Here is a 14,956-nt window from a genome sequence, read left to right as displayed (position 1 = left end):
ATTTTTAGGTTTGGCACTTTTGAAGTTTTTGCTACCTATTTTGAAATAAATATCGGTTAAAATTAGGCTGAGGAAAGGAGGAATTGCTATGGCTTGCACATAAGAATTCAGGGAGCATATCGTGTACACATTCCATGCTTTTTGTAAAGTCGTTATCCGAAACGCCAAGTACAACGCTTTGTGGACATGGCGCAGGAAATACCAAAGAGAAATATCAGCAAGTATAATTCTGCAAGCACAATCTCAATTAAAAGCAATTTACAAAGACTATGCAGATACAATAGTTGGTAACTGTGATTCTACACTCTTTTTAGGAGGAAAAGAAAAAACAATAGTAAGAGAATTTATCTAATACACAAATTTTATGAAAATTACAGATGATTGTGTATATTTAAAGAAAATGAGGTGAGTCGTGAAAAGAAGAAAAGTTAGAATCAAGCTTTTTATTTTATTTATTGTTTTATCAATAATGTGTTTTCCAATAAAATATCATTATAAAGATGGAGGATCAATTTCATATAAAGCTATTTTATACTCATATACAAAATATCACAAATTGGAAGATGATGGTTCGTATTTTATAGATACTGAATTTTTAATTTTCCCATTTAATTTTTTAAAATAAAAGAGGAGGCTCTACTTCTACGAATGATAATATCGTTAAGCGTGCAGTTGATAGAGGAGCTGACGTAGCAGTAGGTTGGACAAATACTGTAAGTGCAGGTTCACATACGAATTGGCTAAAAAGATACAATAATGCTTTGGCTAACGGTAAATCTGTGTCACAGGCAATCAATACGGCAAATTCTTATATTTATACTCCAGGTTCTGGGGTAAAAAATGTAAAATATTATGGTAATGAAAGTGTAAAAATCACTTCAACGAGTCGTGCTGCAACACTTAATTTATATGATTCACCTATTTTAAAAGTTGATAATAATAAATTTATACTCAAAAAAATTATTGACTTAGCTTTAAGTAGTAATGGATTTTTTGAAACGGAAGATTTTCAGGGATACATCTATCCTTCAGATGAGGGGTATTTAGTAGATGTTTACTATAAAACTAATGGAATTGTAACGAATGCGGCAATTACTATTCAAATTGATTATAATGGTCAAATTATAGGACTAAAAACAAATAATATTGAAACGAACTCATTAGATGGCGTTCCATCAATTTTAGAAAATGAGCCTGTAGTGTTTGCTACAGATAGACTTAAATTCGTGTTGCAACTACAGAGCTAAATTCTATACAGAGTTCTGAGAGTGTATCTAATCAAATTCAATTTGAATACTATGATGTTGAAGAAAAAACTACGTATTTAGTGACATATACAGAGATTGTAGATGATGTAGGAGCAAAATATGTCACAGAGAATATTTCTCCAATAAAATAAGTGGAAATGAAATAAAATAAAAAACATTATAGAGAAATAAATATTAAAAATAAAAGTCAACATCAATATAAGATTCTGACTTTTATTGTGACTATAAATATAACTTATACCCAATTTTAGGAGGTAGTAATATAAACATTTTAAACTTAATATTCAAGTCGAGAGACAAACCCAAAGACGGGGAGAGTATATCTTCATCGTCTTTTTTTAATACAAGAAAGGAAATTAATATGAAAAAATTAGATCAAATAAGACAAGAGTCAAAAGAAATAAAAGATAAAATTGATAATACAGAAGAAAGATTAAGGCAACTAAAAAATCAAGAAAAGAAGATATTAAAACAAGACATAGTAAAAAGAAGAAAAGAAAGAACTCATAGGCTAATAAAAAGAGGGGCAATCTTAGAAAGCTTTATAGAAAATGCAGAAGAACTAACAGATGAAGAAATAAAAATCCTACTAGAAGAAGCAACAAAGACAAAAGAATTTAAAGAAACACTAAAAATAATGAGAGAAAATTAAGAAAAATAAAGGGGTTTGTAAATAATCAAATCTCCCTTAGATTTCTAAGGGCGCAATTATACACCCTAAAGGGTGATTGCGTGCCTTTAGAGCCAAACCCTTGCAGGGAGCAACAACCATTCGCTTTTTAAAAGTCAAGGGTAAATAAACTCGCTAACGCTCGCCCTTGACTTTTAAAATTTGAAATGAACAAAACAATTAAGCCGACATACTGAAACAACAAAAATTAATTCAGTAGTCGGCTTTTTTAATTCTATCATTTCAAAACGCTCATTCACAAAGTGGATATAAAAATCTATTAAGCCTCCACCTAAAACAACAAAAAAAGAAAGGAAGTGATAAAAAATGGCAGACAGTTTTCATTTTTCAGTAAACATAATATCAAGAGGAAAAGGAAAAAGTGCAGTAGCAAGTGCAGCATATATAAGTGGAGAAAAAATAAAAAATGAATGGGACGGAGTAACCCATGACTACACCAAGAAACAAGGAGTAATTAGCAAAGAAATATTTTTGCCAGATCACGCACCAGAAGAATATAAAGACCGAAAAACCTTGTGGAACTCGGTAGAACTATTTGAGAAAAACTCTAATGCTCAACTTGCAAGAAACTTTATCATATCCCTACCAAAAGAGTTAAGCATAGAAGAAAATAAAAAGATGATAGAAGAATATGTTCAAAACAATTTTGTAAAAGAGGGAATGATAGTAGACCTAGCAATTCATGATGAAAGTAGAGAGGGAAATCAAAATATTCATGCTCATATTATGACAATAGTAAGACCAATAAATGAAGATGGAACATGGGGGCAAAAAAGTAAAAAAGAATATATCCTAGATGAAAAAGGAGAAAAAGTATTAAACAAAAATGGAAAACCAAAGACAAGAAAAGTAGAACTAACAACCTGGAACGATAAAGGCAATGTAGAAAAATGGAGAGGAAATTTTTCAGACCTTTGCAATGAATATCTAGCAAAAAATAATATAGAAAAAAGAGTAGACCATAGGAGTTTTAAAAGACAAGGTATAAAACAAATACCAACAATACATCTAGGAGCAAGTGCTAGTGCAATGGAAAGAAAAGGAATAAGAACAGAAAAAGGAGATATAAATCGTGAAATAAAAAAACAGAATGAACTATTAAAAAACATAGGCAATGAAATAAAGAAAATAACATCATGGTTAGCAGGCTTCAAAGATAAGCTAAAGGAATCATACAAGGAATATAAAGACCAAAGTAAAAAGCAAATCGAAAATGAATCAGGACTCTTTAACCTCTATGAATATTTAAGCTTCTATCAAGAAATGCAAGAAAATAATAGAGCTGGATTATCATTTTATGGGAAAAGAAACAAAGCAATCTATGATCTAAAAAGATATGCAAGTGGAATAAATTATATAAGAGAAAATAAAATAAAAACCATATCAGAACTACAAGGGCATATAAACACCCTAAGAAGTAGAAACTCTGAAATATATAAGACCATAAAAGAAAACAGTCAAAAGATAGAAGACCTTAATAAGTGTTTAGCCTATGCAAAGACTGTAAGAAAAACAAAAGCAACCTATCAAGAATATGAAAGCAAGAAAATATTCAAAGAAAGCTTTTACAAGAACAATCAAAATGAAATAGACCAACATATAAGGGCAAGAAACTTAATTGAAAAAATCAGTGGAAAGAAAAATTTAAGAGAAAAAGAATGGTTAGGAGAAATTAAAAACTTAGAAGATGAAATCAGTAAATTAAATACAGAGTCAGAAAAGATAAGGGAAAGGTACAAGGAAATAAATCATATTAAATATGCAGTAGAAGTAGTAAATGAAGAATATGGTATCGACCTATCAATAGAAATTGACAAGGCAATTAAGAGAGGAGAAAAAGAAAGTATCATAGAAAAGATAAAAGAGTATAAGCAAGACAGTGATAGTTTTAATAAAAAAAGACAAATGACTAAAGACTATTACAAAAATCAAGAAAGATAAAACCTGGTAAAAATATCTTATCCAAGCTATAATATGACCAAGAAAATAAAGGCAGATCTAGGAGGTAATAGAGATGAATAAAAGACAAGAGCTAATAGATGAACTCATAAAAGCAGATCAAGATGGAATATACAAAACATATAAAAGCACAGAAGAAATAAAAGCGATGAACAATGAAGAAGTGCAGACTATATATTCCAACATGAAAAACTATCTATCAGACAAAAGAACACACACAAACTACTAAAGGTGGAAAGGTATTGTAAGCTATTTTAAAGTATAAAAGGTACAAAGACCTAAGAAATATATAAAAACATCTAAAATAAGCATTCCACCACCAACAACAATAAAATAAAAACAAGCAAAGGGAAGTATAGAAAAATTAAAACCTATACTTCCCTTTTTTAAATTCAAACAAAGGAGAGAAAAACATGATAAACGAAGAAATAAGCAAAGAAGCAGGTCAAGCAGCACAAACCATAATATCGAAAGCATAAAGAGCAAGATGAGAAGTCTGGCAGAGAAGAAAAATATTATAAACATGTGATGCTATAATATTTGTATTAGCATTATCGGGTATAATTTAATAAATCCTTGTACAATTTAAATGAAAGGTGGTGGAAATATGGATATAATGAAATCTTTTAACTTAGCAATAGACTATATTGAAGATAACTTAACTGATGAACTTGATGAAAAAGAAATAACACGGATAACAGGATATTCATTTTCAATGTTTTCAAGAATATTTTCAATCGTGTCAGGATATTCATTATCTGAATATATAAGGTTAAGAAAGATGACAAATGCTGCAATTGATTTAAAAAATTCAGATAAAAGAATTATAGATATTGCAATAAAATATGGTTATAATTCTCAGGATTCTTTTGCTTTAGCTTTTAAAAGTTTTCATAAGCTAACTCCAGGACAAGTAAAAAGAGGACAAAAGTATCAATATTTCCCAAGAATCTACTTTTCAATTTCAGTTCAAGGAGGAAATCAAATGGATATTAAGATTGAGAAAAAGAAAGCGTTTAAAGTAGCTGGTATTAAATCAGATGTAACTAAAAGTTCAAATTTCCCAAAAGTTTGGGATAGACTGGTTGAAAAAGTACCAAGAGAAAAATTTGAAGAGTTTGGTAATGGTCAAATCTTTGGCGTAGGATATGACTATATAATGGATGAAGAAGATTCATTTATATACTTAGCTGGTTTTGATTTGACGGATGAGGTAAAAGCTGAGGAATTAGGTTTAGATATACTCAGCATTCCTGAAAAAGAGTATGCTATTGTAAGCTTAGAAGGTCCTATACCAAAGTGCATTCACGAAGGATGGAAGTATATTATTTCATATTTCTTCCCTAAAGAAGGATATAGACATGATGAAAGTCCCGATTTTGAAGTATATGGAGATGGAGACCCTAATTCAGAAGATTATCAAATGGAATTATGGGTTCCTATAGTAAAAGAGTAATTTAAATTTGTTTAACGGCATCTATCAAATGGTAGGTGCTTTTTTGATTGCTATTAGTAAAAATAGGAATGAGTAAAAAGTCCTATGAAACTTGACCTAACAACGGGAGAAGCAACAATACCAAGGGAAATAGAATACATCTATCCATGTATCTTTAGCAAAGAAGATATAAAAACATCAAAATAAAGCATTCCACCACCAACAACAATAAAATAAAAACAAGCAAAGGGAAGTATAGAAAAATTAAAACCTATACTTCCCTTTTTTAAATTCAAACAAAGGAGAGAAAAACATGATAAACGAAGAAATAAGCAAAGAAGCAGGGCAAGCAGCACAAACCATAATATCATACACAATAAAGGCAGCAAAAGAATCAATCAACTTAGACAAAGAAATAAGAAAAAAGATGAATGATACTTTAGAAAAAGCAAGCGGAAACCTCAAAAGCCTTATGGGCGATGAAATGAAACTAAAAGACCTCTACAAAAAAGGACAACTAGAAAATATAAGCATAGATCAAAGTGACCTCAAAGACTTAAAAAAAGAACTAAACAAACTTGGAGTAAGTTTCTCAGTAATGAATAACAAAGAAAGCAAAAATTATGAAGTATTCTTCCAAGCCAAAGACATAAAAGTAATGGAATATGCCTTTAAACAAGTCATAGCCAAGGAAAATAAAAAAGAAAAAGAAAGTATCCTAAAACAAATAAAGAAATACAAAGACCTATCCAATAACAAGGATAAGACAAAAGAGAAAGTCAAAAGGAAAGTAAAAGAAAAAGTAAAACCAAATAAAAAAGATATGACCAGAGAAATCTAAGGGAGTAACGAAAAGTTACACCCTTAAATACCTACAAAAACAAGACTTCCGAAAAGCAGAAGTCCAGAATTCCGAAAATCGGAAATCAAGAATTTCGATTATCGAAAATCAAGAAAGGAGCAGATATGGCAACAAACAAAAGATATTATTGGATAAAATTAAAAGAAGAATTTTTCACAGACAAAATAAACAGAGGACATTGTCCTTAATGAGTCCAACCCATGTCCGACAAGAGATAGAGAAAGAGAAAGATATAGAGATAGATAAAGAGAGAGAGGGAGAGATAGAAAAAATTTAACGTTTTTGGTATAATCACATTAATTAAACTAAATGTGTAATGATAAAATGAGCTTGTTTACCGTAAGCTGATTGTGATAAAAAGATTAAAACTCCCACCATTGGAGCAAGAAATAGATAAAATAAAGAAAATCAGATTGGAGTGATGAGAATGAATAAAAAAGATTTAGCTATTGTAGGAGATAGTGAATATATAAAAATGCTTGAGAAAATAAAAAAATCATATACAAGCAGACAACTTAAAGCAGCAGTTTCGGTCAATTCTGAAATGCTAAAGTTTTATTATAGTTTAGGAGAAGAAATTATTAGCTTAAAGGCAGAAAGCAGATGGGGTAGCGGATTCTATAAAAAATTAAGTTCGGATTTAAAAAATGAAATTCCCAATGTCAAAGGATTTTCTGTTACTAATTTAAAATATATGAAAAAATTTTATGAAATGTATTCGCCATTAAATCGTCCACAGCTTGTGGACGATTTACAAATATCTAAAGTCGGTGGAGATTTTAATATGATTTTTAGTATCCCATGGGGACATCAAAGATATATTATGGATAGATGTGAGGGAAATTTGAATAAAGCATTTTTCTTTATATCTAAAACATTAGAAAATAGCTGGAGTAGAGCTGTGCTTTTAAATTTCTTGGATACAGATCTATTTGAGAGACAAGGAAAAGCAATAACAAATTTCACAAATAATTTGCCTGCTACACAAAGTGATTTAGCCAATGAAATGACGAGAGATCCGTATAATTTTGACTTTATATCTATAAGGCAAAATTATGATGAAAAAGAATTGAAAGACGCTTTGATGGATAATATTCAAAAATTCTTATTGGAGCTAGGGACAGGTTTTTCGTTCGTGGGCAGAGAATATAGACTTGTCGTTGGGAATTCAGAAGAATTTATTGATATGTTATTCTATAACATCAAGCTACATTGCTATGTAGTTGTGGAGGTTAAAATTTCCGCATTTAAACCTGCGGATATAGGACAACTTGGAACCTATGTAACATCTGTAAACCATATATTAAAGGGAGATGGAGATAATCAAACAATAGGTCTTTTAATCTGTAAGACAAAGGATAATGTATTGGCAAAATATGCTTCTGAAAGCTCAAGAGAGCCTATTGGAATTTCAGAATATCAACTACAAAACTTAATTCCTGAAAGTTTAAAGGGAGCATTACCAACCATAGAAGAAATTGAAAACGAACTAAAATAAATTTGAAAACGTAATAAATGTACGCAAGGCGGTAGAAATAAAAACTATCGTCTTTTTTTATTTGAAGAAAGGTAGGAGAGCATGGCAGATAAAAGAATGTTTTCACTAAAGATAGTGGATAGCGACTTATTTTTGGATATGCCACTAAGTAGTCAATGCCTGTATTTTCATCTATCAATGAGGGCAGATGATGATGGTTTTGTAAATAATCCTAAGAAGATCATCAAAATTATAGGAGCTAATGAAGATGACCTGAAAATACTTATTGCCAAAGGCTTTGTAATTGTCTTTGATCAGGGAATTATCGTCATTACTCATTGGAAGATAAATAACTATATTAGAAAAGACAGATATAAACCAACAATGTATATAGAGCAAAAACAACAGCTCTATCAAACAGAAAATGGAACATATATTTTAGAAGAAAAATTTGGTTGTCATCTGGTTGACCAAAGGTTGTCAAGTGGTCAACCCAGTATAGGTAAGGGTAGATTAGATAAGGTTAGTATAGATAAGGGGAGAGAAGAACAGTCCACCCCCATCTTTTATGGAGAATACAAAAATGTAAGGCTAAGCAAAGAAGAATATAAAAATCTAAGAGAAAAACTAAACTCACACACAGAAATAATGATAAATAAACTATCAAGATACATGGAAAGCAGTGGTAAGACCTATCAAAACCACTATGCGACAATCTTAAAATGGTATGAAGAAGATAAAGATAAACTAAGACATCAAGGAGGAAATAAAAAAATGAACTATGATGTAGGAGAATATTTATAGGTAAAAAGAGGTGGAAAGCCACTATTAAAGACTTTAAGTCTAAAAAGGTATCAAAGTATGCCAGATATAATAAAAATACAAATATGACACTTAAAAGGCGATTAGAAAATTAAAAATCTAATCGCCTTTTTTTATTGCATGAAAGGATAAGCTATGACAAAAAGACAAACAAAATACATTGTAAAAAGAAATTATGATAATAGAAGAACAGATACGGACGCTTTTCTAAGACTAATAAAAAAATCAAGCAAATTAAATAAGACTAATGAAATTGAGTATAACAAATATAATATTGATAGCAATAAAAAAGAGTGCTATAATAAAAATAGTTTTAGGGAAAGTTGTGTTATTTCTGAAAACTCAAACAAGGAGGAATAGGAAATGATACAAACAAATTCAAATCACTTTTCATTCAAAGCTGCAATTTATTGCAGACTATCTAAAGATGATGAGCAGAAAGGAGAGAGTGCCAGTATACAAAACCAAAAGGAGCTTTTAGAAAACTATGTAAAATCAAGAGGTTGGAGTATTTACGATGTATATATAGATGATGGATATACTGGATTAAATACAAATAGACCGTCATTTCAAAGACTAATTAGAGATATTGAAAACAAAAAAGTAGATATAGTCATCACTAAGGACTTATCAAGGCTTGGAAGAAACTATTTGCAGACTGGATACTATACAGAAAATTTCTTCCCAAAGAACAATGTCAGATATATAGCTTTAAATGATGGAGTAGATACCTTTCAAGAAAACAATGAAATAGTTCCTTTTAAAAATGTTTTAAACGAGTTTTATTCAAGAGATGTTTCCAAAAAAATGAAATCTGCCTATATGACAAGAGCAAGGCAAGGAAAATTTATTGGTTGTCTTGCTCCAATAGGATATAGGAAAGACAATGATGATCCACATAAATTAGTAATTGATGATGAAACTTCATGGATTGTTGAAAAAATTTTTGATCTTGCTTTTAGTGGTTACGGAGTACAAGCAATTAGAAGAAGACTTTTTGAAGAAAAAATACCTACACCCACCTGGTGGAATAGAAAAAAAGGACTTAGAAATAAAAAAACTAAGTTAGAAATGACCGTAGATGGTGGAGAGTATTGGTGGGACTGCACAACCCTAAAAGAAATTATTGAAAACCCAGTTTATATTGGTCATATTGCTAGTCAAAAAGTTAATTATAAATTCAAAGTAGGTTGGTTATCCGATAAACCTAAAGAGGAATGGATAATCGTAGAAAATACACACGAACCAATTATTTCTGAAGATATTTATAATATAGCAAATGAAAAATTAAAGAGCAGGAGAAGACCATTTAAAAATGGAGAAGAAAGTATATTTGCAGGCATTGTGAAATGTCCCGATTGTGGAAAATCTTTAAATCTTGGAAGAAACAAATCGAAAAAAAGAGAAAAGTTACTCACTTGTAACACTTATAGAAGATATGGAAAGTCATTATGTAGTCAACATAGAATTTATTACGATACTCTTTATGAGATAGTGCTTAAAGATATTAGGAAAAATGCAGAAATAGCATTAAAAGACGAAAAAGAAATTATAAAAGCACTTGAAAGATCACGAGAAATTGATAATGAAGAAGAACAAAAATTTATTATGGATAAGATTTACGAAGATCAGATAAGAGTAGAAGACTTAACTAAAAAGATTGAAAGACTATATGATGACTGGATAGATAACAAGATAAGTGAAAGTAACTTCCAAAAAATTCTTGAAAAATCACAAAACGAACAAGATTATCTAAATCAAAGAATAGAAGATAATCAAAAATTGATTGTTAAAGACGATCTTGAAGATATTAATGTCAAAAAATGGATTGAACTCATAAAAAAACATAGGGATATAAAGAAGCTGGACAAAGAAACCTTAAACGAACTCATCTCAAAAATCTATGTTCACGAAAAAGAAGTAGTGAATGGAGAAATCACCCAAACAATTGATATTTACTACAATTTCATAGGAAATACAGACACACTACAAGTATTTTACAATCTCTAATTAGGCATAAAGCAGCTTATGGCAGGAGGCGGTATTGTCCTAATCGGACTTAAGCTGATTCCACTTCTTGCCAATGTACTCAAGTAAGAAGAAAAGGAGAGCTTAGATGTTTGGAATATTCGACAAGATAGAAGAATTTTTTAAGGAACTTCTACTGGGCGGTATCCAAGCAAACTTAGAGTCCATGTTTCTTGACATCAACGATAAAGTTGGTGCAGTTGCAACAGATGTAGGAAAAACTCCCATGGGGTGGAACGGAGATGTATTTGCCTTTATCAAAAGCATTAACGATTCCGTCATTATTCCCATAGCGGGACTAATCATCACAGCAGTCCTTTGTATTGAGCTTATCAATATGGTAATGCAAAAGAACAATATGCATGATACGGACACCTTTGAATTTTTTAAGTACATCATTAAGATGTGGATTGCTGTATGGTTAGTATCTCATGCTTTTGAGTTTTCAATGGCAGTCTTTGATGTGGCACAACATATGGTAAATAAGGCGGCAGGGGTGATAAATACCTCTGCCACCGTTTCCGGAGATCAGATAGTGGCAATGATGGATACCTTAAAAGAAAAGGGGCTTGGAGAGCTTGTCATGATTCTCTTTGAAACCTCACTCATAAAGGTTGCCATAGAGGTAATTTCCATCGTAATTATGCTTGTGGTTTACGGAAGAATGTTTGAGATTTATGTTTACTCATCGGTTTCAGCTATTCCATTTGCCACAATGGGAAACAAAGAGTGGGGACAAATTGGAACAAACTATATCAAAGGACTATTTGCACTGGGGCTACAAGGACTCTTTTTAATGGTTTGTCTTGGAATATACGCAGTATTAGTTAAGACAATACAGATAACAGATATACACACAAGTACCATGACGATACTTGGATATGCGGTTTTGCTGGGACTAATGATGCTAAAGAGCGGAACTCTGGCCAAAAGCGTATTAAATGCACACTAACAGAAAGGAAGGATAGGATGATCAAAAGAAAAACAGTATTTACAGCAGTAGTAATCGGAGCAGGTGTTATAGCGGTGATTGATAGAATCAAACTTTTTAGCAAGATTAATGACTTGGAAGAAAGAACAAAAGACATCGGTCGCTGCCATAATGATTTTTGCTTAATGCAGGAAAGATATAACAAAAATACAGATAAACAGATAGAAAGCATTCAGGAAGAAATCGGCTCTGTTTATGAACACATGGCAGAGCTTTCAAAGGAAAAAGAAGATGGGAGGTAAGTTATGGCGTATGTACCAATCCCAAAAGACCTAAAGAAGGTAAAAACAAAGGTAGCTTTTAACTTAACCAAAAGGCAGATGATAGGTTTCACACTCGCAGGACTGGTAGGACTACCAGTCTATTTATTTATGCGAAAGATCGTTCCAAATGATATTGCCGTCATATTTCTCATTGTGTCCACACTCCCTATATTTTTCATCACTCTTTTTGAAAAGGACGGACTGACATTTGAGAAATATTTTAAATATATTTACCTTCATAAGTTTTATCAGCCACAAAAAAGAGTGAGAAAGGAGGTTTACCTTGAAAGACAAAAGAAAGATTCAGCAGGTAAAGTTAGAACAAAACAAAAAGAAGTTAAGAAGTCAAAAACAGGACTTAAAGCAAAATAAGGGAAAATCTAAAAAAGATAAAGGCGGGCTACTTGACCTTATTTTTAGAAAAGAACCAAAAAGATATACTGTCGAAGATACCATTCCCTATCTTAGGCTCTTAAAGAGCGGTATATGTCAGCTTGACGAAAAGCACTTTAGTAAAAGCATAGCCTTTCAGGATATTAACTACCAACTTGCCTTAGATGAAGATCGAGACTTGATTTTTAATCAGTTTGCAAATTTTCTAAACTCCTTTGATCCAAGTATCAGTATTGAGTTTTCATATATCAATCAACTTGGACGAAACGAAGAAATGAAGTCGGCAATTCAGATACCGGATAAAAAGGACGGTTTTGACGATATACGTCTTGAGTTTAGAGATATGCTTAAAAGCCAGATTGTAAAGGGAAATAACGGACTGAAAAAATCAAAGTATGTCACCTTTACAGTAGAAGCGGATAATTTAGAGCAGGCAACATCAAAACTTGAAAGACTGGAGATAGATATATTATCTAATCTAAAGAGTATGGGAGTTCGTGCGGAAAGTTTAAGTGGAGAAGAAAGACTCAAGATTCTTCACGATATATTAAATCCCAATAAGACCTTTGAGTTTTCATACAAAAATCTGAGGAAAAGGGAAAGCACTAAAACATACATTGTACCTGATGAATTTAACTTCACGCCTTCAAGGTACTTTAAGTTTGGAAAATTTATCGGGGCAGTAAGTCATTTTCAAATTCTTGCAAGTGAGCTTTCAGACCGTATGCTTGCCGAGTTTTTGGATATTGATGATAACATCAATATTTCATTTCATATTAAGGCAATCGACCAATCGGAGGCTATTAAAATGGTAAAGAGAAAAAATACCGATATTGACAAGATGAAAATTGAGGAAAATAAGAAAGCGGTAAGAAGCGGTTATGATATGGACATTCTTCCATCGGACTTAATCACCTATGGAGAAGATGTAAAGAGTCTCTTAAAAGACTTGCAGACAAGAGATGAACGAATGTTTGTGGTAAGTATCGTCTTTATGAACTTTGCAAAAACGGTGCAAAAGCTTGATAACACAATCTCTCAGATAAGTTCCATTGCAAATAAGCATAACTGCAAGCTGAAAAGACTTGACCATACGCAAGAACAAGGACTTATCAGCGTGCTACCTCTTGGCGTAAACAAGATTGAGATAGATAGAGGACTAACCTCATCATCTACGGCAGTTTTTATGCCCTTTACCACAGAGGAGCTTTTTATCAATTCAAGTAACAGTCTTTATTACGGACTAAATGCCTTAAGCCATAACCTGATTATGGCAGATAGGAAAAAACTCAAAAATCCAAACGGTCTAATCCTCGGAACTCCCGGAAGTGGTAAATCCTTTAGTGCCAAAAGAGAAATGGCAAATGCAATTTTAGTAACGGACGATGATGTGATTATCTGCGATCCAGAGGGCGAGTATGGAAACCTTGTGCGACAGTTTAACGGAGAAGTCATTAAGGTTAGCAGTAAGTCAAAGGATTACCTGAATCCCCTTGATATAAATATGAACTATGGCGATGGGGATGCGCCACTGAAAGACAAAGCAAACTTCATTATGAGTATGCTGGAGCTTGTAGTAGGCGGTAGTGGTCTTACGGCAGAAGAAAAGTCCGTTATAGACAGGTGCTTACCTAAGATTTACGAAAAGTATTTTGATAATCCAACTCCTGACAATATGCCAATACTGCAAGACCTATACGATATGTTAAAAGGACAGGAAGAAAAGGTCGGTAAAAAGCTGGCAACGGAGATGGAAATCTATGTATCAGGTTCCCTTAATGTTTTTAATCACAGGTCAAATGTGGACTTAAATAAGAAACTCCTATGCTTTGATATTAAAGAGCTTGGAAGTCAGCTAAAGAAAATCGGTATGCTTGTTATACAGGATCAGGTGTGGAATAAAGTATCTCAAAATAGAGGAAGCAAGGCTACAAGGTACTATATAGATGAGTTTCACTTGCTATTAAAAGATGAGCAGACAGCATCTTATTCTGTGGAAATATGGAAGCGTTTTAGAAAATGGGGAGGTATTCCAACAGGTATTACGCAAAATGTCAAAGACCTACTTATGAGTAAGGAAATTGAAAATATCTTTGATAATACCGACTTTGTCTTAATGCTAAATCAAGCGTCAGGAGACAGAGAAATTTTAGCAAGAAAACTTAAAATCTCGCTTCCACAGCTTAGATATGTTACCAACTCAAATGAGGGCGAGGGACTACTGTTCTTTGGGAATACCATTGTTCCATTCCTTGATAAGTTCCCGAAAGATACAATTCTCTATCAGAAGATGACTACCAAGCCTGAAGAAGTGAGGTAGCCTATGGGGAAAAAGCTGAAAAAGGATTTTAGGGAAAGGCATAAGGCAAGTCTTGAAAGAGAAATGATCCATAGTGAAACATTCACTACATCTGAAGAAAGTAAGCTAAAGCATAACGATGATTACAGAGGAAAAATCGTCCATGAGAAAGACAGATTTCAGGACAAGGTTCATAAGAAAATAAACAAGGTAAGTGCTGATAATGAAAAGGCTTATGGAACATCTAAGAGAAACGCAAGATATAGAGCTTCTGATAAGGATAGTGTAGCTGCTGTAAGTGAAACAGGAAGATCTGATTATATTACGGAGGTAAAGGATGGAAAAATCTATGATCCTTTAGGAAAAGACCTTGATAATGACGGGATTATAGACAGATATGATAATGACTTTAGGGACAGCGACTACTTTGAATCGACCTATGATGTGGATGATAATCTCCATAAAAAA

15 protein-coding genes and 5 pseudogenes are annotated in these 14,956 nt (G+C 32.2%); all 20 read left to right on the top strand.

Features of this window, described 5'->3' with window-relative positions; all coding sequences use genetic code 11:
• Nucleotides 1-205: 205 nt before the first annotated feature.
• Nucleotides 206-343: pseudogene (locus HGKM_RS08595) on the top strand (TraM recognition domain-containing protein); the annotation flags it as partial.
• Nucleotides 344-412: 69 nt separating this feature from the next.
• The gene (locus HGKM_RS08755; protein WP_019138725.1) at nucleotides 413-625 is read left to right on the top strand and encodes a hypothetical protein; all 213 of its coding nucleotides are present in this window, start codon (nucleotides 413-415) and stop codon (nucleotides 623-625) included.
• Between the two features lie 136 nt (nucleotides 626-761).
• Nucleotides 762-1,247 (top strand): hypothetical protein, encoded by a 486-nt coding sequence (locus HGKM_RS08750; RefSeq protein WP_154645934.1) that lies wholly within the window; start codon nucleotides 762-764, stop codon nucleotides 1,245-1,247.
• Between the two features lie 382 nt (nucleotides 1,248-1,629).
• Complete coding sequence (locus HGKM_RS06110) at nucleotides 1,630-1,920, top strand: DUF3847 domain-containing protein (RefSeq protein ID WP_019134453.1); 291 nt, start codon at nucleotides 1,630-1,632, stop codon at nucleotides 1,918-1,920.
• Nucleotides 1,921-2,265: 345 nt separating this feature from the next.
• Complete coding sequence (mobQ, locus tag HGKM_RS06105; protein ID WP_019134452.1) at nucleotides 2,266-3,900, top strand: MobQ family relaxase; 1,635 nt, start codon at nucleotides 2,266-2,268, stop codon at nucleotides 3,898-3,900.
• A 73-nt stretch (nucleotides 3,901-3,973) separates the two neighbouring features.
• Nucleotides 3,974-4,147: a hypothetical protein gene (locus HGKM_RS08850; RefSeq protein WP_019134451.1), complete on the top strand. Its 174-nt coding sequence runs from the start codon at nucleotides 3,974-3,976 to the stop codon at nucleotides 4,145-4,147.
• A gap of 378 nt (nucleotides 4,148-4,525) precedes the next feature.
• Nucleotides 4,526-5,374: an AraC family transcriptional regulator gene (locus tag HGKM_RS06095; protein WP_019134450.1), complete on the top strand. Its 849-nt coding sequence runs from the start codon at nucleotides 4,526-4,528 to the stop codon at nucleotides 5,372-5,374.
• Nucleotides 5,375-5,449: 75 nt separating this feature from the next.
• A pseudogene (locus tag HGKM_RS09075) lies at nucleotides 5,450-5,548 on the top strand (nucleotidyl transferase AbiEii/AbiGii toxin family protein); the annotation flags it as partial.
• Between the two features lie 118 nt (nucleotides 5,549-5,666).
• Nucleotides 5,667-6,194: a PcfB family protein gene (locus HGKM_RS06090; protein WP_019134449.1), complete on the top strand. Its 528-nt coding sequence runs from the start codon at nucleotides 5,667-5,669 to the stop codon at nucleotides 6,192-6,194.
• 175 nt (nucleotides 6,195-6,369) lie between these two features.
• Nucleotides 6,370-6,492 (top strand): annotated as a pseudogene (locus tag HGKM_RS08590) (phage replisome organizer N-terminal domain-containing protein); the annotation flags it as partial.
• Nucleotides 6,493-6,642: 150 nt separating this feature from the next.
• Nucleotides 6,643-7,713: a PDDEXK nuclease domain-containing protein gene (locus HGKM_RS06085; protein ID WP_019134447.1), complete on the top strand. Its 1,071-nt coding sequence runs from the start codon at nucleotides 6,643-6,645 to the stop codon at nucleotides 7,711-7,713.
• 81 nt (nucleotides 7,714-7,794) lie between these two features.
• Nucleotides 7,795-8,496 carry a hypothetical protein gene (locus tag HGKM_RS06080; protein ID WP_019134446.1) on the top strand — a complete coding sequence of 234 codons (702 nt, stop codon included), beginning with the start codon at nucleotides 7,795-7,797 and terminating at the stop codon, nucleotides 8,494-8,496.
• A 153-nt stretch (nucleotides 8,497-8,649) separates the two neighbouring features.
• The gene (locus HGKM_RS06075; RefSeq protein WP_004825731.1) at nucleotides 8,650-8,874 is read left to right on the top strand and encodes a hypothetical protein; all 225 of its coding nucleotides are present in this window, start codon (nucleotides 8,650-8,652) and stop codon (nucleotides 8,872-8,874) included.
• A 3-nt stretch (nucleotides 8,875-8,877) separates the two neighbouring features.
• The gene (locus tag HGKM_RS06070; protein WP_019134445.1) at nucleotides 8,878-10,524 is read left to right on the top strand and encodes a recombinase family protein; all 1,647 of its coding nucleotides are present in this window, start codon (nucleotides 8,878-8,880) and stop codon (nucleotides 10,522-10,524) included.
• A 3-nt stretch (nucleotides 10,525-10,527) separates the two neighbouring features.
• Nucleotides 10,528-10,611: pseudogene (locus HGKM_RS08585) on the top strand (Maff2 family mobile element protein); the annotation flags it as partial.
• Nucleotides 10,612-10,630: 19 nt separating this feature from the next.
• Nucleotides 10,631-11,494 carry a VirB6/TrbL-like conjugal transfer protein, CD1112 family gene (locus HGKM_RS06065; protein WP_000466907.1) on the top strand — a complete coding sequence of 288 codons (864 nt, stop codon included), beginning with the start codon at nucleotides 10,631-10,633 and terminating at the stop codon, nucleotides 11,492-11,494.
• 17 nt (nucleotides 11,495-11,511) lie between these two features.
• Nucleotides 11,512-11,775 (top strand): hypothetical protein, encoded by a 264-nt coding sequence (locus HGKM_RS06060; RefSeq protein WP_019134444.1) that lies wholly within the window; start codon nucleotides 11,512-11,514, stop codon nucleotides 11,773-11,775.
• A 3-nt stretch (nucleotides 11,776-11,778) separates the two neighbouring features.
• On the top strand, nucleotides 11,779-12,168 hold the full coding sequence (locus HGKM_RS08580) for a PrgI family protein (protein ID WP_025192654.1): 390 nt from the start codon (nucleotides 11,779-11,781) through the stop codon (nucleotides 12,166-12,168).
• Nucleotides 12,080-14,509 (top strand): VirB4-like conjugal transfer ATPase, CD1110 family, encoded by a 2,430-nt coding sequence (locus HGKM_RS06055; RefSeq protein WP_019134443.1) that lies wholly within the window; start codon nucleotides 12,080-12,082, stop codon nucleotides 14,507-14,509. The genes HGKM_RS08580 and HGKM_RS06055 overlap by 89 nt, the downstream gene beginning before the upstream one ends.
• Before the next feature lie 3 nt (nucleotides 14,510-14,512).
• Nucleotides 14,513-14,956, top strand: a pseudogene (locus tag HGKM_RS06050) (CHAP domain-containing protein); the annotation flags it as partial.

Source organism: Kallipyga massiliensis ph2, assembly GCF_000311985.1.
In the GTDB taxonomy this organism is placed as follows: domain Bacteria; phylum Bacillota; class Clostridia; order Tissierellales; family Peptoniphilaceae; genus Kallipyga; species Kallipyga massiliensis.
This window is presented reverse-complemented; position numbering and strand designations above follow the sequence as displayed.

Coding starts and splice junctions, on each gene's coding strand:
- HGKM_RS06075 (WP_004825731.1), top strand. CDS start 8,650: ATGACAAAAAGACAAACAAAATACATTGTAAAAAGAAATTATGATAAT.
- HGKM_RS06085 (WP_019134447.1), top strand. CDS start 6,643: ATGAATAAAAAAGATTTAGCTATTGTAGGAGATAGTGAATATATAAAA.
- HGKM_RS06070 (WP_019134445.1), top strand. CDS start 8,878: ATGATACAAACAAATTCAAATCACTTTTCATTCAAAGCTGCAATTTAT.
- HGKM_RS06110 (WP_019134453.1), top strand. CDS start 1,630: ATGAAAAAATTAGATCAAATAAGACAAGAGTCAAAAGAAATAAAAGAT.
- HGKM_RS06065 (WP_000466907.1), top strand. CDS start 10,631: ATGTTTGGAATATTCGACAAGATAGAAGAATTTTTTAAGGAACTTCTA.
- HGKM_RS06090 (WP_019134449.1), top strand. CDS start 5,667: ATGATAAACGAAGAAATAAGCAAAGAAGCAGGGCAAGCAGCACAAACC.
- HGKM_RS08580 (WP_025192654.1), top strand. CDS start 11,779: ATGGCGTATGTACCAATCCCAAAAGACCTAAAGAAGGTAAAAACAAAG.
- HGKM_RS06060 (WP_019134444.1), top strand. CDS start 11,512: ATGATCAAAAGAAAAACAGTATTTACAGCAGTAGTAATCGGAGCAGGT.
- HGKM_RS06095 (WP_019134450.1), top strand. CDS start 4,526: ATGGATATAATGAAATCTTTTAACTTAGCAATAGACTATATTGAAGAT.
- HGKM_RS08850 (WP_019134451.1), top strand. CDS start 3,974: ATGAATAAAAGACAAGAGCTAATAGATGAACTCATAAAAGCAGATCAA.
- HGKM_RS06080 (WP_019134446.1), top strand. CDS start 7,795: ATGGCAGATAAAAGAATGTTTTCACTAAAGATAGTGGATAGCGACTTA.
- mobQ (WP_019134452.1), top strand. CDS start 2,266: ATGGCAGACAGTTTTCATTTTTCAGTAAACATAATATCAAGAGGAAAA.